We start from the raw sequence: 19,722 nt of genomic DNA on the forward strand, positions 1-19,722 counted from the left end.
AAAAGACAATGGCACGCAACAGGCTGACTGATGACGAACTGAAACAGGCACTTGGCGAGCTTACTGGCTGGCAGAAGGTCGATGACCGCGAAGCAATCAGCAAAAGTTTTAAATTCAAGGACTTCAACGCGGCGTTCGGCTTCATGGCCCGAGCAGCACTTTATGCCGAAAAGCTTGACCATCACCCCGAATGGTTCAATGTCTATAATCGTGTCGATGTCACGCTATCGACCCACAGCGAGAACGGAATTACCGAGTTGGACATCAAGCTTGCTCGCAAGATGAATTCGCTGGTTTAGAACGATCAAACTTTTGAAATATAAACGATTATCGGCTTTTTCTGATGTGTGAAATTGCCCTCGCGATTTCGCCCCATATAAGGGAGCGCTTTGGTTAGATCGATACGATCACTCCAGTTCTGACCGAGCGTTCCGCCATTGATGCTGCGAATGTAGATGTCACCGACCGCAACGGCTGAATGAAAAATGTGGCCCGCTTTCACGTCGTAGAAGCCAATCGCCCGCCCGTATGGAAGCGCCGAATAGCCGTTCCACAATTCACCGGCTTTGAAATTCAGCAGCGGAATCCAGTTTTGGCCCGATGTGCCGCGTAACGTGTGCTCGGAAATACCTGCCCCCAGCAGAAAACGCATATAGGCGGTGATGTCGTAGCAAATGCCATCCTTCACATCGATGGTGACATGATCGCTAATGTCCTGAGCCGCCGCCAGCTGATGGCCGCGATAGAACTGGCTTGACCGGTCACTGCGCACAAAGTTTTCGCCATAGCCGGTGAAATGCATCAAGGTTCTCCAATCAACCAGAGCATGTTGCGCTTAATCCTAGCTACCGCGCTCGCTCTATATCTTTATTTTTATGCGTGTCTTTATCGGAAAACCGGTTCCCACTTTTCCGCGACATGATTTAAGCTCGTTCACGCAGGCAAATCAGGCCGAAACCCGATTTTTCTCGAATCCATATTTTGTTGATTTCAGAGGCTTTTTGTAGCTGACGGTTCATGCAGGAAATGCATTCCGACTTGAAAGCTGGATGCAATATTCCCATTTCCAATGCTATTGTGGCCTTGCATTCGGCTTACTGGAGATTGCCCAAACATGGATAGCGTCAAGATTGATGAAATCCTGGAGCCCGGCAATGAAGGCGATTTCAATGATCGCAGCGAACGGGTGAAAAAAGGATTCTGGAAGACCGCACGTCGTGCCGGTCGCATGGTTCCGTTTATGGATGAGGTTGTGGCCGCCTATTATTGCGCGCTCGACCAGAACACGCCGACGCGTGTGCGCATGACACTGATGGCAGCACTTGCCTATTTCGTTCTGCCCTTCGATGTCATCCCCGATATGCTCGTTGGCATTGGTTTCACCGATGACATTGCAGTGCTTATGGCAGCATTGACTGCTGTTCGCACACATATAACGCCCGCCCATAGAATCGCAGCCCGTGAGGCTCTTCGCGACGACGGTGAGGCTGCTTAAAGCGGCCTCTCCCCTTCACAGCTTTGTTATGGGGCGACATCACGATCATCGTGCATTGACGCAATATGACAAACTCTTGCCGCTTTCTTTTGGATGAAGTTGGCAACGGGATCGCGGGGACTTAGGTCTACTCGTTCAAGTTTTCTTTCAAAACTTCACCGTTTGGTAACCCAGATTAAGGCACATTAAGGGTCACTAAACGGGACGGCGTGATGAACGGCGACATCCCGATATTCGACTTTGAAGCAAACGAAAGAGAACCGGTAAAAAACCATGCTTGGAAAATCGATCGTCGCGGCTTCGGTGTTTACGATTGCAATGGCGGGTTCGGCACTCGCCCAGACACCGACCCAGATTAAGCAGTTCGACGCCTGGGGCGCCTATAGCTATCAGTCAGGCAATGGCAAGGTTTGCTATGTCCTGTCCGTTCCGACGCAGAAAGCGCCTGCTAACGTTGATCATGGCGATAACTTCTTCCTCGTGAGCCAGAAGCCAGGACAGAACGTCAGCTTTGAACCACAGTTCATGGCCGGTTATGAGCTGAATACCAATGCGAATGCCAAGGTTATCGTGACCATCGGCAACCGCAATTTCACGATGTTCGTCAATGGCAAATCCGGCTGGATGGAAAATGCAGCGGAAGAGCCACAGCTGATCGCAGCAATGCGCGGCGGTTCGGACATGAAGGTGCAGGCACAGTCCAAGCGCGGCACCAAGACCAATTACACCTATTCGCTCAAGGGCATTTCGGCAGCGCTCGCAGCCATTCAGAAGTGCAAATAAGCCAATCGGTTCGAGTTAAATTATTAAGCCGGGGCTCCGCTCCGGCTTTTCTTTTTGACGTTGTGTTGTCACTTATGCATGCCTGCCGCGAAACACTGCGGGATGACGGATCGAATATTGTGTGCTATGAGCGCGCGCAAAGGGCTCGCATTTCAAATGAACGAGCCCATATATCCATGCAATCGCTAAAGCATGTCGCGTTCAATCAGATTTGGGCGACACGCTTTAAGCTTTTGTTTTTACGCATGTCTTCATCCCGAAACCGGTTCCCACTTTCGGGAGACATGCTCTAGATTTACCGGCGCGCTTTATGCGGCGTCCTCAACAGTTGAAAACAGATGTCCATTTCGTTCGACTTAACCATTGATGATACGCGCGACCAGCTTGCCCGCCATGTGCGCGCAAACATGGAGCAGAAGCCGTCGCTCATAGGCATGTCGCGCGAGGAAATGGCTGATGAGCTGATCAAGGTTGGCGTTCTGCCAAAGCAGGTCAAGATGCGCATTGCGCAGCTCTGGCACTGGCTATACGTGCGCGGCGTTTCCGATTTTGCTGATATGCGTAACATTTCCAAGGATCTGCGCGCTCTTCTGGCGCAGCATTTCACTATTGCGCGCCCGGAAGTGGTTGAAGAACAAATCTCGCAGGATGGAACGCGCAAATGGCTGTTCCGCTTCCCACCACGCGGTGCCGGGCGCCCTGTCGAAATCGAATGCGTTTATATTCCTGAAGAAGGCCGCGGCACGCTTTGCATTTCTTCTCAGGTTGGCTGCACACTTACCTGCTCCTTCTGCCACACTGGCACACAGAAGCTGGTTCGCAACCTGACATCAGAAGAAATTCTGGCGCAGCTGTTGACCGCGCGTGATCGTCTTGGTGATTTCCCGGATACCGACACACCGGATGGCGCTATCGTGCCTGCTGAGGGCCGCAAGGTCACCAACATCGTCATGATGGGCATGGGTGAGCCGCTTTATAACTTCGAGGAAGTGAAGAAGGCTCTCCTGATTGCATCCGATGGTGATGGGCTGGCACTTTCCAAGCGTCGTATCACGCTTTCGACCTCTGGTGTTGTGCCGGAAATCTATCGCACCGGCGAAGAAATCGGCGTGATGCTGGCGATCTCGCTGCATGCCGTGCGCGACGAACTGCGCGATCTTCTGGTGCCGATCAACAAGAAATATCCGCTGGAACAGCTGATCAAGGCTTGCCGTGAATATCCCGGCCTGTCGAATGCCAAGCGCATCACCTTTGAATATGTGATGCTCAAGGACATCAATGACAGCATGGAAGACGCCAAGCTGCTGGTGAAGCTGCTGCGCGGTATTCCGGCCAAGATCAATCTCATTCCGTTCAACCCATGGCCGGGCACCAACTACCAGTGCTCCGACTGGGAGCATATTGAACGCTTCGCCGATTATGTGAATGCGGCAGGCTACGCTTCGCCGATCCGCACGCCACGCGGCCGCGATATTCTGGCGGCCTGTGGTCAATTGAAATCGGAATCAGAACGTATGCGCAAGACAGAACGTCTGGCGCTTGAAGCGATGATGATCGCCGGACACGGTGAGTAATTTACGAGGACTAAGCGCGGTTGACTGATACGTTCGATTATATCTCGCGTTTTGTTGTTATTGTTTTCGGCTATTGCGTAGCCGTTCTGGCCGCCGGATTCTTTCTGGCGGCCATTCTGTATAGCCAGATCGATGTGCTCGGTTATGCGCTTTCCGATCCGTTCTTTCAGGATGTTTTCAACGAGATTCGCGACGCCTGGGATATGACCGGCTTTTATGCGGCGGTTCTGATAGGTGGCCCTGTACTGGCCACAATGGCGGGTGGTTTCAGCTTTTTCCCGGCAGTGGTGCTGATCGTGATCAGCGAAGTGCGTGGCTGGAAATCATCCCTGCCCTATTGCATTGGCGGACTTGTGATTGGCCTGCTGGGAGTGGGCGCTGGATCGCTACTTGCTGTCGCTGATCAACGGATTGCTGCAAGTATCGCTCTTCTGACCGGCGCCTTTGCATGTTCAGGCATCGTCGGCGGCTTCGTCTACTGGCTGATTGCCGGTCGCAACGCCGGGCGATTTTTAGAGCGCATCCCGAAAAGTGTGAAACGGTTTTCGGACAAAGATGCGCGGTAAAAAAATAAGTTAGAGCGCTGATCTGATCCAATCAGATCAAAACGCGCTCTAACGGACCGGCTGCGTAATTTCACTTTGCCTGTGCGGTGATAATTTTCAGCGCAAAAGCCGAGAAGACGCCCGCAAAAAGCCAATCGACAATTCGCGTAACAGTTGGGTTCTTTTTGAGAAGACCGGCGAACTTGTCGGCTGCAACCACCATTGGAATGGTGAAAGGCAGTGCCAGCGGAATGAAGGACAATCCCAGAAAGAACAGCTTTCCCATCGCATGAGGATCATGTGCCGAAACGAACTGCGGCAGGAAGGTCATATTGAACAGGATGATCTTCGGATTGAGCAGGTTGATGCCAAGTCCGGTCGCCCAGTTCTGAACCAACGTGTGCTTCTTGCCGCCATTCTTTTCCGGTGAAAATGCCGAACCTTTGCGGATGGCCTGTACTGCAAGCCAAACGAGATATACCGCACCCACCACCTTCAATGCGGTGAAGGCTGCAGGCGAAGCGAGGATGAGCGCTGAAAGCCCAAGTGCTACCATGCTCGTATGCACGACAATGCCGGTGCTTGCGCCTGCCATACAGGCAAAGCCAGCGGCCTTGCCTTCAGAAAGCGCACGACCGACGAAAAGCGTCATGTCCGGGCCGGGGGTGATGGATAAAATTGCAGTAGCGATCACGAACTGGACGAAAATGGTCCATTCGGGAATGAAGGTCAGGTTTGTCAGAAAAGACATTGAAAGGCACTCCGAGAATTCGCGGCAAGCTAACGCGAATTCAATTGCGCCGCCATAGGATTCTTTTAGCCCTCTCAGCGTCCCATATTTATGCGTAGGCAACCCACCCGCGATAGGTGAAAGATGCATAAAAAAGGCTCAGATCCTTGAAGCCCGCACCACGTATCAGCGCCTCATCCTGTCGCGGCGTAAGAATATGCAAACGCTCATTGATCGCTGTACCGGCTTTTACTGCACTTGCCATATCGACACCGGAATCATTCAAAAAGGCAGAATAGCGTGACAACCACAAAGCTCGCTCATCGGCACTGCCCTGCTCAAAACTGAAATGTGCCATGATAAATGGTGCGCCGGGTTTCAGGCGGCGATGGATGTCTGAAAGAGTTTGTTTGCGCGTTTTCTCATCCAGAAAATGCATGGTCAGCAAACAGACTGCTCCATCAAATGGCCCGAGAACTGCGCTATCGATATAACCTTCATGGAAGTTCACACGAGCTGCATTGGTGCCAAGGTTTTGCCGCGCCAATTGAAGCATTTCTGCGGAAGGGTCGACACCTTCAAAGGTCCAATGCGGGTGATTTTCCGCAAAGAGCTTGAGTTCAAGACCACCGCCCGCACCCAACACCAGAATGCTTGCAGTATCGGACACGATTTCGGCAAGCAGCAAACGCGTCATGCGCTGCATATCCCGAAAGCCCGGCACAGCTTTCGGCGGCCCTTCTGCGTAACGTGCTACGAGCTGCGGATCGGTAAATGGATTGCCAGAGTTATTCATGTAACTTTTATAGTTACAAATCAAAGTGACAGTCAAGACTGTCCATATTGGCAGATGAGGCTTTCTTTTCGCTGACAAAGTGCCATCCGGCTTGCGCGCCGCTTAGCAACTGATAAAAGAACTGCAACATCCTGTTCTACGGCCCTTTGGGCCACAATCGCATCTCAGACGGAAGTGAACTATGAGCAAGCTGAAAGACGTTAAAAAGGTCGTTCTCGCCTATTCTGGCGGTCTCGACACCTCGATCATCCTGAAATGGTTACAGACTGAGCTTAACGCAGAAGTCGTCACCTTTACCGCCGATCTCGGCCAGGGCGAAGAACTTGAACCAGCACGCAAGAAGGCCGAAATGCTGGGCATCAAGGAAATCTTCGTTGAGGATGTGCGCGAAGAGTTCGTGCGCGATTTCGTCTTCCCGATGTTCCGCGCCAATGCCGTCTATGAAGGCGTCTACCTTCTCGGTACCTCGATTGCCCGTCCGCTGATCTCCAAGCACCTCATTGAAATCGCCAAGAAAACCGGCGCTGATGCGATTGCGCATGGCGCGACCGGCAAGGGCAATGATCAGGTTCGCTTCGAGCTTTCCGCATATGCGCTGAACCCGGACATCAAGATCATCGCTCCATGGCGCGACTGGTCGTTCAAGAGCCGCACGCATCTGCTCGAATTTGCTGAACAGCACCAGATTCCGGTTGCGAAAGACAAGAAGGGCGAAGCGCCGTTCTCGGTTGACGCAAACCTGCTGCACTCTTCGTCTGAAGGCAAGGTTCTGGAAGATCCGGCGATTGAAGCGCCTGAATATGTGCATATGCGCACGATTTCGCCAGAAACCGCCCCTGATACACCAACCATCATCAAGATTGGCTTTGAAAAGGGTGATGCGGTTTCGATCAATGGCGAACGCCTGTCGCCTGCAACGCTGCTTGCCAAGCTCAATGATTATGGCCGTGACAACGGCATTGGTCGTCTTGACCTCGTTGAAAACCGCTTCGTCGGCATGAAATCGCGCGGCGTCTATGAAACGCCAGGCGGCACGATCCTGTTGGCTGCACACCGCGCCATCGAATCGATCACGCTCGACCGTGGTGCGGCGCACCTCAAGGATGAGCTGATGCCACGATATGCGGAACTCATCTATTACGGTTTCTGGTTCTCGCCAGAACGCGAAATGCTGCAGGCCGCTATCGATCTCAGCCAGCGTCACGTCGAAGGTGAAGTCACACTCAAGCTCTATAAGGGCAATGTGATTGTGACCGGTCGTGAATCGGACAAGTCGCTCTATTCCGACAAGCTCGTGACGTTTGAAGACGATCAGGGCGCCTATGACCAGAAGGACGCAGCAGGCTTCATCAAGCTCAATGCACTTCGTCTGCGCACATTGGCTGCACGCGACCGTCGCTAAGCTTTTTAAAACACGGCAAAAGCCCGCCTTCCGGCGGGCTTTTTCTTTTCAAGAACTAAACGGAGCGTGAGCCGTGTTTCTCTATCTTGCGATGCCTCTTTGCATTCTGCTCGGGATTTATCTGCTGGTCCGATGCATTTCCATTCTGTGGGGCATCATCATGCCAGCGATCCGGTATCGCTTTCCTGCCGACATTAAGCCGCATGTATTTCATTTGCCCAAAGCCGGGCGATACACCCTCAGTATCGTCTTTCCACCACTGACGATTATTTCGGGGATCGCATATTTCTCTGCGCAATTTGCAATCAGAGAGCGCGAGAGCGGTGCAGCAATCGCCTATCGTTCCACAAGCCGTTCGCTGCTCAGCGTCAGACGGACGGATATGCAGGGCTATGCTTCTCATGCCCTTGGTAATTTTGAATGCACGATACCCGGCGATTACGAAATTACCTGTCTTACGCCTGAAAAAATCCGGCCAAATTTTCAGCTGGAAATATCGCCTTATATTTCCTTTCTGAAACTCGCGCCTGTCATCATAGGAGTCATTCTGGCAAGCGGATTGAGCATCGGCGGAACGATTATCTTCGTGCTCTTGCTGGCAGACAAAATTTGATAATGTCAGACAGCATTTCTGATTGCTGCGAGCAGCTTTTCTTCACCAGGACGTAAGGTCAGCACCCGCACGCCATTCGACGTGACAGCGACGGTATGTTCAAACTGCGCTGACAATTTTCCATCGCGCGTCACAACTGTCCAACCGTCTTTTTCGGTCTTTACCTTGGCTGTGCCCTGATTGAGCATCGGCTCGATGGTGAACACCATGCCTTCACGCAGACGCTCACCCGTGCCCGGCTTGCCGAAATGCAGAACCTGCGGCTCCTCATGCATTTCACGACCAATGCCATGGCCGCAATATTCACGCACCACGCTGTAATCATGACGCTTTGCGTGACGCTCGATAGCATAGCCAATATCGCCTAGCGTAGCGCCGGGACGCACGGCAGCAATGCCCTTCCATAGCGCCTCATAGGTCACACGCACCAGACGCGAAGCAAAGGGAGCCACTTCACCGACCATATAGGTTTTGCTGGAATCAGCGATATAGCCGTCCTTCTCAAGGGTAATGTCGAAATTGATAATCTCACCATTTTCGATGACTTCGCTATCCGATGGCATTCCATGGCAGACGACTTCATTCCTTGAGGCATTGAGCACATAAGGAAAATCATACTGCCCTTTACTTGCAGGCCGCGCCTGTAATTCGCGGGTGATATAATCCTCAACCAGATCATTGACCTGCATCGTAGTCAGGCCAGCAAGCGGTGTATGATCGAGAAGTGTAAAAACGGACGCCAGTAGCGCGCCTGAAGCCGCCATTTTTTCCACCTCGGCAGGTGTCTTTGTCATGATGACTGCACCACCAGAACGGGAAGCACGACTTGTGCCGCGCGCAACTGCATCTGCACGATCTCATTGAAGGACAGTTCCGGATTTGCCTGCGCCAACATACCGATTTTCATCCAGTATTCAGCCTGCGCATTGATCGAACGGCACATGACATCACTTGCCTTGCGCAATTCCTCATGCAGTTCATCGCTGATTTTTACGATACCCATAATACTTTCCAGTTCAATATATATGAAACATATATAAACCGTATATGGAAGCCTATCAAGATGATCCAATCTCAGTCAGACGATCTAAACCATTTGCTTTTAGTATGGCGCCATACTATATGGCGACGTATGGAAATTATCGAGCAAAAACATCACGCGCTTTTGGGTGAACTGGAACGCCTCAGCAGCCCGTCTGCTGACGCGCTTAAAACTTGTTTTGAAATCCTGTCGCTTGCCGGCGCAATTGACCAAGACTGCGCCAACAGGCTTGCTCCCCACAAGCTTTCCGAAGGCAAGTTTGTTCTGTTGTTTCTGTTGCAGAATGCGCCTGATAGCCTTTCACCACACGAGCTTTCAGAGCGTGCTGGCGTGACACGCGCGACCATTACCGGCCTGCTTGATGGCTTGGAGCGCGATGGCTTTCTCAAGCGCCATGCGGACACGCAGGATCGCCGCAAACTGACGATCAGGCTGACATCCGAAGGAGCGCAACTGGCGCAACAGCTTTTCGTTGAACATACAACATGGATTGCGAGTCTGATGAGCGATCTTTCCGCCGATGAACAAGCGGTGCTCAGCACATTGCTGCGCCGTATTTTCAGCCGCACGGATGCCGGACGAAAGCCATGAGCAAATCGCCGCTGAAAATTTCCGATATCTCGGCCGAACGACTTTCTGCGCTACACAGCGGAACGGTTGAAACGACCGTACTGACCGAATGTCTGGCGATTGACTTTGCGAGCCTCATGCAAAACGCATTTCCGACTATTGGTCAGGATGCCTTGCAGACAATGCATGAAGCCAAAGATCTTGGCATTTCACGCCGCATGATGCTGGCAGCACAGCTTTTGCTCGCAAGCACTGGCGGTCAAGCAATCGGTTCTCTGAGTGCTCATCCGTCAGATACTGTGCGCGGCTGGGCCTGTTTTGCCATCGGCCAGTTAGAAAGCCTTGCTCTTTCAGAACGTCTGAAGCTCATACGCCCACTCGCAGATGATCCACATTTTGGCGTGCGCGAATGGGCATGGCTCGGTCTTCGCGAGCATATTTCTTCTGAGATTGACCAGACGATCCAACTGCTTACGCCATGGACTACCGATCCGTCCCCCTATATCCGGCGATTTGCCTGCGAAGCCACCCGCCCGCGTGGCGTTTGGTCGGCACATATCAAATGCCTGAAAGAAGCCCCTGAAAAGGCTTTGTCAATTCTGACACCACTTCGCGCCGATCCCGCACCTTATGTGCAGGATTCGGTCGCCAACTGGCTCAATGATGCGGCCAAAAGCCAACCCGAATGGGTCAAGGCGCTTTGCGCAGACTGGCTTGAAGCAAGCACAAATCCCGCGACTGCACGTATCTGCAAACGCGCACTCCGTTCCTTTTCTAAATAACGTCCCGGAAACGACATGACCCATTATCTCGCAGAACTCTATTCACCCAAGGCAAGCTGGCTGGCACTTGATCTTAAAGGTAGGCAGGCTTTCTTTGAAAAGGTCGGTGCTGGCATGGGCGGTCTGGCCGAACGTGGTATCGAGGCTCTGGCCCTGGGTCCTGTTGACCCAACCAAACCTTATGCGCCGAAGCAGAGCTTTTTCGCGATTTGGCGCTTCCCGGATGAGATGGCTCTCGACATGCTGATTGCCGGAATCACCGCCACCGGTTGGCATGATTATTTTGATACCGTCAATGCGGCAGGTGCTGGCACCGATCTTGGTGGCCATATCGCCCAACTGGCGGGAGTGCCTTTCAAAGAAGCCGCCTGATCTGATCAACCACGACCATAGATGCTTCCTTTCAGAGCACGATCTGAGAGGGAGCATTTTTCTTATCCACACATCCTCACAGCTGATCCCGCTTGACTCTTTGCGGACCCGATTCAATACTAGAACATAAAGTGAACAAATAGCATTCCAATAAAAGCGTGAAGCAGTTTACGTCTGGAATTGCATCCTTACAAACACAGGGTTTTGAACGTGAGCGGCATCGACATCACGGCGTTGCGGCGCATGGTTACGGCCATCGAAGGCAATGCCTCGCAGGCGAGTTTTACAGACGAGACCGGAACAGGCTGCGGGCGTGCAGGCAGTTTCACGCTCGGCCTTGCCGAAGCTGATGATGCTTTTCCGCATGGCCTGAGAGGCGATGCACTGCATGAGGTTTTTGCTGAAAACCCCGGCGCGCATATGGCTGCTACCGGTTTCGCGCTGGCCATGGCTTTGCGTGCATCCCCTTCAAGAAGACCAATCATCTGGATTGAGGAAGAAAGCGCCTCAAGCGAATATGGCGGGCTTTATCCGCCGGGACTTCATGCCTTCGGAATCAATCCGTCACGGCTGCTGATCGTGCGCTGCCCAACCGCTCAAGATGTTTTAAAAGCAGCGAATGATGCGCTTGAAGAGGCAAGCGGCAAGGCTTCGAACCTCATTTCCGGCGTGGTCGCCTCGATGAGCGGCCAGCCTAAATGTCTCGACCTGACCGCCTCGCGTCGCCTGCTTCTGGCAACCGAAACCGCACACTTGCCTGTCATCCTGCTCAGGAGCCACCGAACAGGCGTGCAGAGCGCTGCCGTCAGCCGCTGGCGGGTGGCGCCTGCATCCTCCCGCTCCAGTGGCGCGAATGCACCCGGAAAGCCGGTGTTTTCGGCAATTCTGGAACGCAATCGACACGGCACCTGTGGGCAATGGATCATGGAATGGAACAATGAAACCCTCGAATTTGGAACAGCCGAACAGAACGGCAGATCGCGTGTTCCTCGCCCTCTGGTTTCCGTTTCTGCCGACCGACCGGCTTCGCAACAACATTCAGCATGATGGCACAGAAAAACCGCCGCTTGTCGTCACCGAGCGCACGGCCAATGCGCTGCGCCTGACGGCAGTGGATGCTAAGGCTGCAAAGCTCGGTCTTTTCCCCGGCATGGCGCTAACCGATGCGCGAGCGCGGGTGGAAAGGCTTGACGTTGCAACAGCCGCACCGGAACGCGATGCAGCGTTGCTCAAGCGTCTTGCCCATTGGTGCGAACGCTACACGCCGCTTATAGCCTTTGACGAGCCGCATGGGCTGATGCTCGACATCACCGGCTGCGCACATCTTTTTGGCGGGCTTGCTGCCATGCGTGAGGACGCAATCATGCGGATTGAACGGGCTGGCCTGAACATACAGGCGGCAATGGCTGACAACAGCTTTGCCGCACGGCTGCTGGCACGCGGAACGCGCGGCGGCGTTTTCAGCAAGGCTGGTGCCGACCATTTTTTACCACGCCTGCCAATCAGCTCTCTTGAACTGAACGAGACTGCTGAGACGGGCCTTAAACGTGCCGGGCTAAAGCGCATTGGCGATGTGATGGCGCTGCCCCGCGCAGCCTTGACTGCGCGTTTTGGAACCGACCTTGCCACCAAACTTGACCGGCTGGCACGACAGGAGCGCGCACCGATTTCGCCCCTGCGTATCGTGCCGCTCAACATTGCCGAACGCCGCCTGTCCGAACCGGTCACGGTGATGGAGCTTGTTGAGCAAATTTTGCAGGAGCTGGCGCAGGAGCTGTTTGCACTTCTTGAAATCGAGGGAAAAGGCGCGCTTCTGATCGAAGCATCCTTCTTCCGTGTCGACGGCGAGGTGCGCCATATCCGTATCGAAACTGGCCAGCCTTTGCGTGAAGATCGGGTATTTCTCAGGCTGGCACGGGAGCGGCTCAAGGCTCTCACCGATCCGCTTGATGCCGGTTTTGGCTTCGACATGATCCGCCTGGCAGCACTTCGCAGCGGAGCAATCGCCCAGCGCCAGACAGGGCTTGATCAGCATGAAGAAGATGAAGCTGGCTTTAGCCAGTTGATCGACCGGCTTTCTGCGCGGCTGGGGCAGGAGCGTGTACTGGTTTCCTTCTCGCGCAACACGCATATTCCCGAACGTGCTTTTGGTCTGCGCCCGGCCCTGCAAATCCACAAAAGCGAAGGCGATTATGAAAGCAGCCCAACACTTCCCGATGATCCGCCCGCGCGACCAATCAAACTGTTTCGTCCGCCGCAGCCAATAGAGAGTATTGCAGAAGTACCCGACAGTCCGCCGTCGTTTTTCCTGTGGCGGCGTGTGCGTCATCATGTGCGCCTTGCCGAAGGGCCGGAGCGGATCGAACCGGAATGGTGGCTTTCCATCGGTCATGATGTGCCGCAGCTGCGCGATTATTACCGCGTGGAGGATGATAACGGCCAGCGCTTCTGGATTTTCCGCGAAGGGCTTTTTGACGGCTTGAATCATCCGCGCTGGTTTTTGCATGGGCTGTTTGCGTGATGTCCCGCTATTTTGAAATGGCGGTGGCCAGCAACTTTTCTTTCCTGAGTGGCGCATCGCATCCACAGGAGCTGGTCTTGCAAGCCCACGCGCTCGGGCTGTCCGGTATCGGCATTGCTGACCGCAACACGCTGGCCGGTGTGGTTCGCGCTCATGCTGCGTGGAAAGATATTCGCGACACATGCGACTTCCGTCTGTTCATCGGCTGCCGCCTTTCCTTCATCGACGGCACGCCAGACATGGTCGTCTATCCGCGTGATCGCGCGGCCTATGGACAATTGTGCCGCCTGCTGACTGAGGGCAAACACCGCGCTGTCACCAAGGGAGAATGCCATCTTGAGTGGGGCGATCTGCTATTTCGGGCGCGGCAGTTTCAGATCGCAGTCTTTGCTCCCGATGAAGATGATCCTGATTTTGCTGCACGTCTGACGGAGATCGCACAAGCCGCTCCCGGCTCTGCCTGGCTGGCGCTGACCATGCCGCATCAGGGTCATGACGGACGTCGCGCAGAGCGCATCGCACGCTTTGCAGCGGAAGCGAATGTGCCGTTGCTTGCCACCAATGATGTGCTTTATCACCATACGGATCGCCGTGCGCTGCAAGATGTGCTGACGGCAACACGGCATTACACAACGGTTTTCGCGGCAGGGCGATTGCTTGAAAAGAACGCCGAGCGGCATCTCAAGCCGCCAAATGAAATGGTGCGCCTGTTCCGCAATTACCCGGCAGCGATTGAGACGACCGCCGATTTCGTGGCCCCAATCACCTTCCGGCTCGATGAGCTGAGTTATGATTATCCTGATGAACCAGTGCCACCGGGCAAGACACCGCAACAGCATTTGCATGATCTGACATGGGACGGCGCTGCCCAGCATTATGGCGCGGATAGCATACCGCCGAAGGTGCAAGGACTGATCCGTAAGGAACTGGCACTGATAGAACAGCTGCAATATGCGGCTTACTTTCTCACCGTCCATGACATTGTGAGCTTTGCCAAAAGAGAAAAGATTCTGTGTCAGGGGCGTGGTTCAGCGGCCAATTCCGTTGTCTGTTTCTGTCTGGGCATAACGGGTGTTGACCCAACAGCGGTGGACCTTCTGTTTGAGCGCTTTATCTCCGCCGAGCGCAAAGAACCACCCGATATTGACGTCGATTTCGAGCATGAGCGGCGCGAAGAGGTGATGCAATATGTCTATGATCGCTACACGAGAGACCGTGCGGCGATTGTCGCGACCGTCATCAGCTATCGCTCGCGCAGTGCCATACGCGATGTCGGCAAGGCGTTGGGTCTGACTGAAGATGTGACGGCTGCACTTGCCAACACGGTCTGGGGCATATCTGGCGGCGGTATCGACAAGGAACATATCCGGCAGGCAGGGCTTGATCCTGATAACCCCATCATCCGACGTGCGGTCGAACTGGCGCTGGAGCTGATCGGTTTTCCACGGCATCTGTCGCAGCATGTGGGCGGGTTTGTGCTGACGCGTGACCGTCTGGACGAGACTGTGCCAATCGGCCCGGCAGCAATGGACAAACGCTCTTTCATTGAATGGGACAAGGACGATATCGACGAAGTCGGTCTGATGAAAGTCGATGTGCTGTCGCTCGGCATGCTCACCTGCATCCGTAAGGCTTTCGACCTCATTCATGCGCACAAACCGCAGCTTTATGGTGGCGAAAAGCTCACACTTGCCACTCTGGAGCGTGAAGACAAAGCCGTTTACGACATGCTTTGCAAAGGCGACTCGGTCGGTGTGTTTCAGGTTGAAAGCCGCGCACAGATGAACATGCTGCCGCGCCTGCGCCCACGAAAATACTACGATCTTGTGATTCAGGTCGCCATTGTACGCCCGGGCCCTATTCAGGGCGACATGGTGCATCCTTATCTGAGGCGGCGAAGCGGGCAGGAAAATGTCACCTATCCCTCGCCTTCCCCCGAACATGGCGAGCCGGACGAGCTGCGAAAAATTCTGGAAAAGACCAAAGGCGTGCCGCTGTTTCAGGAACAGGCCATGCGCATTGCCATTGAGGCCGCGAAATTCACGCCAGATGAAGCCAATCTGTTACGACGTGCCATGGCGACCTTCCGCAAGATGGGCACCATCCACACCATGGAAACCAAGATGATCGATGGCATGGTCAACCGTGGCTATGATCGGACCTTTGCCGAGAATTGCTTCAACCAGATCAAAGGCTTCGGTGAATATGGCTTTCCGGAAAGCCATGCCGCAAGCTTTGCGCATCTTGTTTATATTTCCGCATGGATCAAATGCCATCATCCAGAGGTATTTGCGGCAGCGCTTCTCAACTCACAGCCAATGGGGTTTTATGCGCCAGCGCAGATCGTGCGCGATGCCTGTGAGCATGATGTGAGGGCATTGCCTGTCGATGTGAACTTTAGTCAGTGGGACAATATTCTGACAGAAACGCAGGACGGGAAACTTGCGCTTCGGCTCGGCTTTCGTCAGATCGACGGGTTTTCCGGGCGCAACGCCGAGCTCCTTATGGCTGGCCAGCATGACCCTTATCGCAGCATTGAAGACATGCACCGCCGTCTGCGGCTAGACCGGCGCGCATTCACTCTCCTCGCTGATGCCGACGCTTTCGGCTCACTCGACATTGACCGCCGTGTCGCATTATGGGCCGTGCGGCGCCTGCCCAATGATGAAACATTGCCGCTGTTCCGCGCCGCCGAAACAAGCGAACTGGCGGAAGAACCGCGCACGAAACTTCCTGAAATGGCTGCTTCCGAACATGTGATTGCCGACTATGAAACAACCCGGCTCTCGCTTAAAGGCCATCCGCTGCAATATCTGCGTGAAGGATTTTCTGCGGAAGGTGTTTCCACCTGTCGGGCCGTGCAAGAAGGCAAGCAGGGAAGCCACATGAAGGTTGCGGGTATTGTCACCGTGCGCCAGCGCCCCGGTAGCGCCAAGGGTGTGGTGTTTCTAACCATCGAGGACGAAACGGGCATTGCCAATATCGTCGTCTGGCCAAAGATCATGAAGACCTTCCGCCGCGAGGTGATGGGGGCACGGCTTATTCTTATTGATGGGCAGGTTCAGCGCAGCCCGGAGGGCATCGTGCATCTGGTGGCGGCAAAAATTCAGGATCGTTCCGCGACACTGATTGAGATGAGCGGGCGCGAACCGCAAAGGCTCATTGCGCCCTCACAGACGACCGCACGTCATCCGCGAAATGTAAAGATTATGCCGAACTCACGCGACTTTCATTAGGATTGAAATTCAAGTCCCAACAACAAACACCGCACAATAATGAAGTGCTGCGCCGACCACGACAAAACCGTGCCAGATGGCATTTTGAAAACGCAACCGTTCCCAGACGTGGAAGATCACGCCCAGCGAATAGACCATACCGCCTGCGGCGATCAGCCAGAAGACGGCAGGCGGCAGTGATTGCACCATGGTGTCATAGACCATGACGCCACTCCAGCCGAGCGCCAAATAAAGCAGGATCGATAGACGATCAAAGCGTCCGGGCATGAAGAGTTTGAGAAAGATACCGACAAACGCCACGCTCCAGACAAAGAGAAGCAGCGGCAAGGCGCGATCACCCATATGCATGGCAAAAGGCGTATAAGTGCCAGCAATCAAGAGATAAATGGCCGAATGATCGAAACGGCGCAGGAACCATTTTGTCGGCGAAACCGGCCAGATATTATAAACTGCTGAAATCCCGAGCGCACCCAGAAGACTTGCCAGATAAACGCTCGAAGAAATCGACGTGGCTGCCGACATATTCGGTAGAAAATAGAGCAACATGGCAATTGCACCGGCAAGCGCCAGAGCAACACCCAGCACATGGATGACGCCATCGGCCCAAAGCTCAGCCCGATCATATTTCCATTTAATTGGATAAGGCAGTTTTACATCCATCTCACGCGCTCTTGTCTTCTAAAGGTGGGAACCGGTTTTGGGATAAACCGCGACACGCTTTTGTTAAGACAGCAAACTGCCATCGCTTTGCAGCGTCAAGATGACAGTTTGTCGGATGAACTTATTGCGCGGAAGGCGTATAGGAAGCCTGAATCGGTGCGACACCCGGCAACGGAGCAGCAGCTGCATCTGGCAGAGTTGTCGTTTCGGATGACGCCGCTGCGGCATCGCGGGTTGGACCACTACGCTTCCAGCTGCCATCAAGTCCGGTTTCCTGCAGCAATCCCTTGCGCTTGGCATCATAATAATAACCGCGTGCATAGAAACGAACAGCTTGGCTTTCGTCTCCACCAGCAACCTTATAGGCGCCGGAGAGGTAACGAACCGCATATTTCAGGTTCGTCTCAGCATCGAGAAGACCCTTGGCATTGCCCTTGTAGCCCATACCGCGCGCGGTTGGATGACTGATCTGCATCAGACCCCAATATGGTCCATTGCGCGCACCCGGATTAAAACGGCTTTCGCGATGTACCACGCGGCGTACCAGACGCTCCGGCACATCATAGGCAACAGAATATTTGGTAATCAGCGCGTCGAGTTCTTCCGGTGCGTGATCAGGTGTTTCAAATACCATATTGGCAGCCATGGAGGCTGGGGAGGCTTCCGCCTGCGCACCGGCATAAGCCATCATCGGCTCAGACTGACCGCGAATGCCCGGAATCGGTACATTGGTAGGAAGAACCGGGCTTTCGAGCGATGCAACTGCCTGCGTTCCATCAGCAGGAGCAGTCGCGTCAGCAACTGCGGTGGCGCCTGCGGCTGGAGTTGCCGTGTCGCCCGTTGCAGATACGGTTGCGGTCGTCGTTGAATTTTCAGTCGGCGAAATCAGCGCGGTCTTTGCAGACTTTCCGTCACTTGTCGTGTTGCAGGCGCTGAGAGCAACTGCACAACCGAGGAGGAGAGCACCTTTAAGAAAGGTCATAGAAAGCGGCTTTGATGGAGCTTGTGTGCGCATGAGTGACCGATCCTATGAATCGAAATCTTGTTCGATGCGTTTTTCGAGTTCAACCAGATCAGCTGGCAGAGGCATACCTGTGGCTTTGAGCGTGTTAAGCTTCTCACGAACCGTTTCACGAATCTCATGAACGTCCTGCGGCTGGTTTACCATCTGCTCGAAAAGCAGGGCGATTTCCGCTTTGATGTCCTCGAATGCCATAAGACCCTCTTGGCTTGAGCGGTCCGTTTTGCGGCCCGGTTCAGACAATATTCTTTCAATCGATGACAGTCATGTACCACGCAAAATACGCAAAGCGGAAGCCCAGAACGTCAAAGGCGCGTCAAAATGAATATTTCAAAGCGTAATAGAACGATTTTAAGCCTCACAGAATGCGAGGCAGCATTGTATCTATCGCATTGAATTCATGTGCAAAAATTCCGAAGTCGTCAAAACCGAGACCACCATCTGGATCAAACAGATAAATGCTCATCCAGATGAGCGCACATGTCAGCAAAATCGCCAAAATCGTCAGAAGCAGAAGGCGGCGACCGAGAGCTGCCTTCTGGCCCGCTCCCTCAGGTGGGTTCTTATTCATATTCAATCGTCATTCGTGGCATTCAAATCTTCTGGCGGTGTACCATGTTCTGGCTCTGCTGCAAGATAGCCCTGATGCACGAGCGCCTTTCGGAGAATGAGAATAATTGCCTCAGTCTGATTGAGGCCCGGATGCGTCTCATGAATGAAACGTTCGAGAGCGTCATGCACGTCAGTGGGGAGATAGGTGCTCATCGTTCCTCCGTTATCAGAGCGCTTTCCAATGAGGCCAGCGCTCCGTCTTTCGTTCTTAGCATTACCCTGCACAAAACTGATGCGCAGTTTTCACCCAAATGCTCGGAGCCCCCTAAGCCAGCCTAGACAACCTTTACAGAAATTGACCCAACGCCGCCCACAGACCCTTCGAGAAGATCACCACGCTGGACAGGTCCGACGCCTGCCGGTGTGCCAGTGTAAATAAGGTCGCCCGGTTGAAGCTCAAACAGAGACGAAAGATAAGAAATCGTTTCGGCAACCTTCCAGATCATCTGATTAAGATCGCCCGACTGGCGGGTTTCTCCATTAATTTTCATAGAAATTTCAGCCGATTCGGGATGGCCGATTTCCGATACGGGCACAATGGCTGAGCATGGCGCGGAATGCTCAAAAGCTTTCGCCACTTCCCAAGGACGACCCGCCTTCTTTGCAACGGCCTGCAAGTCACGGCGCGTCATGTCGATGCCGACTGCATAACCATAAACATGGTCCAGTGCCTGTTCGACTGCAATGTCCTTGCCGCCTTTTTTGAGGGCCACGACCAGCTCAATCTCATGATGCACGTCTTCGGTCTGCGGCGGGTAGGCAAAATCACCGCCTTCAATCACAAGGCTATCCGGGTTTTTCTGGAAGAAGAAAGGCGGATTGCGCGTTGGATCACCACCCATTTCAATCGCGTGATCGGCATAGTTCTGACCGACGCAATAAATGCGATGCACGGGAAAACGCGCTTCGGTTCCCTTAACCGGCACGAAAGGCTGTGGAGAAGGCGCGAAAACATAGTTTGTCATGAA

Annotated in this window: 24 protein-coding genes; 13 read left to right on the forward strand and 11 right to left on the reverse strand. The window is 53.8% G+C overall.

The window, feature by feature from the left end; all coding sequences use genetic code 11:
* Window positions 1–8 precede the first annotated feature (8 nt).
* Window positions 9–299, forward strand: coding sequence for a 4a-hydroxytetrahydrobiopterin dehydratase (locus RT142_RS04115; RefSeq protein ID WP_112804589.1), 291 nt, complete (start codon window positions 9–11; stop codon window positions 297–299).
* Between the two features lie 5 nt (window positions 300–304).
* Here the strand turns inward: RT142_RS04115 and RT142_RS04120 are convergent, their stop codons facing one another.
* Window positions 305–802, reverse strand: coding sequence for a hypothetical protein (locus RT142_RS04120; protein WP_064320028.1), 498 nt, complete (start codon window positions 800–802; stop codon window positions 305–307).
* Window positions 803–1,114: 312 nt separating this feature from the next.
* Here RT142_RS04120 and RT142_RS04125 point away from each other — a divergent pair, with 312 nt between their 5' ends.
* From RT142_RS04125 to RT142_RS04140, 4 genes are all read left to right on the forward strand, one after another.
* Entirely contained in the window at window positions 1,115–1,495 is a 381-nt protein-coding gene (locus RT142_RS04125) for a YkvA family protein (protein WP_064320027.1), read from the forward strand.
* Between the two features lie 273 nt (window positions 1,496–1,768).
* Entirely contained in the window at window positions 1,769–2,278 is a 510-nt protein-coding gene (locus RT142_RS04130) for an invasion associated locus B family protein (protein WP_064320026.1), read from the forward strand.
* Between the two features lie 338 nt (window positions 2,279–2,616).
* Window positions 2,617–3,852 (forward strand): 23S rRNA (adenine(2503)-C(2))-methyltransferase RlmN, encoded by a 1,236-nt coding sequence (rlmN, locus tag RT142_RS04135; RefSeq protein ID WP_064320025.1) that lies wholly within the window; start codon window positions 2,617–2,619, stop codon window positions 3,850–3,852.
* Between the two features lie 20 nt (window positions 3,853–3,872).
* Window positions 3,873–4,418 (forward strand): hypothetical protein, encoded by a 546-nt coding sequence (locus RT142_RS04140; protein ID WP_112804588.1) that lies wholly within the window; start codon window positions 3,873–3,875, stop codon window positions 4,416–4,418.
* Between the two features lie 70 nt (window positions 4,419–4,488).
* Here RT142_RS04140 and RT142_RS04145 read toward each other — a convergent pair whose 3' ends face one another.
* Together RT142_RS04145 and RT142_RS04150 are read right to left on the reverse strand one after the other, a co-directional pair.
* On the reverse strand, window positions 4,489–5,148 hold the full coding sequence (locus tag RT142_RS04145) for a LysE family translocator (RefSeq protein ID WP_007873059.1): 660 nt from the start codon (window positions 5,146–5,148) through the stop codon (window positions 4,489–4,491).
* A gap of 88 nt (window positions 5,149–5,236) precedes the next feature.
* Window positions 5,237–5,923, reverse strand: coding sequence for a class I SAM-dependent methyltransferase (locus RT142_RS04150; RefSeq protein ID WP_313027547.1), 687 nt, complete (start codon window positions 5,921–5,923; stop codon window positions 5,237–5,239).
* Window positions 5,924–6,104: 181 nt separating this feature from the next.
* Between RT142_RS04150 and RT142_RS04155 the strand changes: the two genes are divergently transcribed.
* Both RT142_RS04155 and RT142_RS04160 read left to right on the forward strand, forming a co-directional pair.
* Complete coding sequence (locus tag RT142_RS04155) at window positions 6,105–7,325, forward strand: argininosuccinate synthase (protein ID WP_007873048.1); 1,221 nt, start codon at window positions 6,105–6,107, stop codon at window positions 7,323–7,325.
* A 73-nt stretch (window positions 7,326–7,398) separates the two neighbouring features.
* Window positions 7,399–7,938: a hypothetical protein gene (locus tag RT142_RS04160; RefSeq protein ID WP_207441589.1), complete on the forward strand. Its 540-nt coding sequence runs from the start codon at window positions 7,399–7,401 to the stop codon at window positions 7,936–7,938.
* A gap of 5 nt (window positions 7,939–7,943) precedes the next feature.
* Here the strand turns inward: RT142_RS04160 and map are convergent, their stop codons facing one another.
* The gene (map, locus tag RT142_RS04165; RefSeq protein ID WP_064320022.1) at window positions 7,944–8,732 is read right to left on the reverse strand and encodes a type I methionyl aminopeptidase; all 789 of its coding nucleotides are present in this window, start codon (window positions 8,730–8,732) and stop codon (window positions 7,944–7,946) included.
* Window positions 8,729–8,941, reverse strand: coding sequence for a ParD-like family protein (locus tag RT142_RS04170; RefSeq protein ID WP_112804586.1), 213 nt, complete (start codon window positions 8,939–8,941; stop codon window positions 8,729–8,731). The genes map and RT142_RS04170 overlap by 4 nt, the downstream gene beginning before the upstream one ends.
* A 129-nt stretch (window positions 8,942–9,070) precedes the next feature.
* On the opposite strand from RT142_RS04170, the gene RT142_RS04175 reads away from it, so the two are divergent.
* From RT142_RS04175 to RT142_RS04200, 6 genes are all read left to right on the forward strand, one after another.
* Window positions 9,071–9,571 carry a MarR family winged helix-turn-helix transcriptional regulator gene (locus RT142_RS04175; protein WP_112804585.1) on the forward strand — a complete coding sequence of 167 codons (501 nt, stop codon included), beginning with the start codon at window positions 9,071–9,073 and terminating at the stop codon, window positions 9,569–9,571.
* Entirely contained in the window at window positions 9,568–10,332 is a 765-nt protein-coding gene (locus RT142_RS04180; RefSeq protein ID WP_313027557.1) for a HEAT repeat domain-containing protein, read from the forward strand. Before RT142_RS04175 ends, RT142_RS04180 begins: the two co-directional genes overlap by 4 nt.
* Window positions 10,333–10,347: 15 nt before the next feature.
* Window positions 10,348–10,704 carry a DUF6616 family protein gene (locus RT142_RS04185; protein ID WP_285535570.1) on the forward strand — a complete coding sequence of 119 codons (357 nt, stop codon included), beginning with the start codon at window positions 10,348–10,350 and terminating at the stop codon, window positions 10,702–10,704.
* 210 nt (window positions 10,705–10,914) lie between these two features.
* Complete coding sequence (locus RT142_RS04190; protein WP_079211366.1) at window positions 10,915–11,751, forward strand: ImuA family protein; 837 nt, start codon at window positions 10,915–10,917, stop codon at window positions 11,749–11,751.
* Window positions 11,687–13,225: a DNA polymerase Y family protein gene (locus tag RT142_RS04195; RefSeq protein WP_313027671.1), complete on the forward strand. Its 1,539-nt coding sequence runs from the start codon at window positions 11,687–11,689 to the stop codon at window positions 13,223–13,225. The genes RT142_RS04190 and RT142_RS04195 overlap by 65 nt, the downstream gene beginning before the upstream one ends.
* On the forward strand, window positions 13,225–16,461 hold the full coding sequence (locus RT142_RS04200; RefSeq protein WP_207441588.1) for an error-prone DNA polymerase: 3,237 nt from the start codon (window positions 13,225–13,227) through the stop codon (window positions 16,459–16,461). The genes RT142_RS04195 and RT142_RS04200 overlap by 1 nt, the downstream gene beginning before the upstream one ends.
* A gap of 9 nt (window positions 16,462–16,470) precedes the next feature.
* Here RT142_RS04200 and trhA read toward each other — a convergent pair whose 3' ends face one another.
* The 6 genes from trhA to RT142_RS04230 all read right to left on the reverse strand — a co-directional run bounded on the left by trhA (window position 16,471) and on the right by RT142_RS04230 (window position 19,719).
* Window positions 16,471–17,121, reverse strand: coding sequence for a PAQR family membrane homeostasis protein TrhA (trhA, locus tag RT142_RS04205; RefSeq protein ID WP_007873029.1), 651 nt, complete (start codon window positions 17,119–17,121; stop codon window positions 16,471–16,473).
* A 121-nt stretch (window positions 17,122–17,242) separates the two neighbouring features.
* On the reverse strand, window positions 17,243–18,136 hold the full coding sequence (locus RT142_RS04210) for a lytic transglycosylase domain-containing protein (protein ID WP_313027565.1): 894 nt from the start codon (window positions 18,134–18,136) through the stop codon (window positions 17,243–17,245).
* Between the two features lie 12 nt (window positions 18,137–18,148).
* Window positions 18,149–18,337, reverse strand: a complete 189-nt coding sequence (locus RT142_RS04215) for a hypothetical protein (RefSeq protein ID WP_007873027.1) — start codon at window positions 18,335–18,337, stop codon at window positions 18,149–18,151.
* Window positions 18,338–18,500: 163 nt separating this feature from the next.
* Window positions 18,501–18,713 (reverse strand): hypothetical protein, encoded by a 213-nt coding sequence (locus tag RT142_RS04220; RefSeq protein WP_039859432.1) that lies wholly within the window; start codon window positions 18,711–18,713, stop codon window positions 18,501–18,503.
* Window positions 18,714–18,715: 2 nt separating this feature from the next.
* Entirely contained in the window at window positions 18,716–18,907 is a 192-nt protein-coding gene (locus RT142_RS04225) for a hypothetical protein (RefSeq protein WP_007873025.1), read from the reverse strand.
* 122 nt (window positions 18,908–19,029) lie between these two features.
* Window positions 19,030–19,719, reverse strand: a complete 690-nt coding sequence (locus RT142_RS04230) for a fumarylacetoacetate hydrolase family protein (protein ID WP_112804581.1) — start codon at window positions 19,717–19,719, stop codon at window positions 19,030–19,032.
* Window positions 19,720–19,722: the final 3 nt, after the last annotated feature.

This window comes from Brucella sp. (assembly GCF_032066345.1).
Lineage (GTDB): Bacteria > Pseudomonadota > Alphaproteobacteria > Rhizobiales > Rhizobiaceae > Brucella > Brucella pseudogrignonensis.

Bases quoted from the DNA above. Each gene is read 5' to 3' on its own strand.
- RT142_RS04115 (WP_112804589.1), top strand. From the start codon at position 9: ATGGCACGCAACAGGCTGACTGATGACGAACTGAAACAGGCACTTGGC.
- RT142_RS04120 (WP_064320028.1), bottom strand. From the start codon at position 802: ATGCATTTCACCGGCTATGGCGAAAACTTTGTGCGCAGTGACCGGTCA.
- RT142_RS04125 (WP_064320027.1), top strand. From the start codon at position 1,115: ATGGATAGCGTCAAGATTGATGAAATCCTGGAGCCCGGCAATGAAGGC.
- RT142_RS04130 (WP_064320026.1), top strand. From the start codon at position 1,769: ATGCTTGGAAAATCGATCGTCGCGGCTTCGGTGTTTACGATTGCAATG.
- rlmN (WP_064320025.1), top strand. From the start codon at position 2,617: ATGTCCATTTCGTTCGACTTAACCATTGATGATACGCGCGACCAGCTT.
- RT142_RS04145 (WP_007873059.1), bottom strand. From the start codon at position 5,148: ATGTCTTTTCTGACAAACCTGACCTTCATTCCCGAATGGACCATTTTC.
- RT142_RS04150 (WP_313027547.1), bottom strand. From the start codon at position 5,923: ATGAATAACTCTGGCAATCCATTTACCGATCCGCAGCTCGTAGCACGT.
- RT142_RS04155 (WP_007873048.1), top strand. From the start codon at position 6,105: ATGAGCAAGCTGAAAGACGTTAAAAAGGTCGTTCTCGCCTATTCTGGC.
- map (WP_064320022.1), bottom strand. From the start codon at position 8,732: ATGACAAAGACACCTGCCGAGGTGGAAAAAATGGCGGCTTCAGGCGCG.
- RT142_RS04170 (WP_112804586.1), bottom strand. From the start codon at position 8,941: ATGGGTATCGTAAAAATCAGCGATGAACTGCATGAGGAATTGCGCAAG.
- RT142_RS04175 (WP_112804585.1), top strand. From the start codon at position 9,071: ATGGAAATTATCGAGCAAAAACATCACGCGCTTTTGGGTGAACTGGAA.
- RT142_RS04180 (WP_313027557.1), top strand. From the start codon at position 9,568: ATGAGCAAATCGCCGCTGAAAATTTCCGATATCTCGGCCGAACGACTT.
- RT142_RS04185 (WP_285535570.1), top strand. From the start codon at position 10,348: ATGACCCATTATCTCGCAGAACTCTATTCACCCAAGGCAAGCTGGCTG.
- RT142_RS04200 (WP_207441588.1), top strand. From the start codon at position 13,225: ATGTCCCGCTATTTTGAAATGGCGGTGGCCAGCAACTTTTCTTTCCTG.
- trhA (WP_007873029.1), bottom strand. From the start codon at position 17,121: ATGGATGTAAAACTGCCTTATCCAATTAAATGGAAATATGATCGGGCT.
- RT142_RS04210 (WP_313027565.1), bottom strand. From the start codon at position 18,136: ATGCGCACACAAGCTCCATCAAAGCCGCTTTCTATGACCTTTCTTAAA.
- RT142_RS04215 (WP_007873027.1), bottom strand. From the start codon at position 18,337: ATGGCATTCGAGGACATCAAAGCGGAAATCGCCCTGCTTTTCGAGCAG.
- RT142_RS04220 (WP_039859432.1), bottom strand. From the start codon at position 18,713: ATGAATAAGAACCCACCTGAGGGAGCGGGCCAGAAGGCAGCTCTCGGT.
- RT142_RS04225 (WP_007873025.1), bottom strand. From the start codon at position 18,907: ATGAGCACCTATCTCCCCACTGACGTGCATGACGCTCTCGAACGTTTC.
- RT142_RS04230 (WP_112804581.1), bottom strand. From the start codon at position 19,719: ATGACAAACTATGTTTTCGCGCCTTCTCCACAGCCTTTCGTGCCGGTT.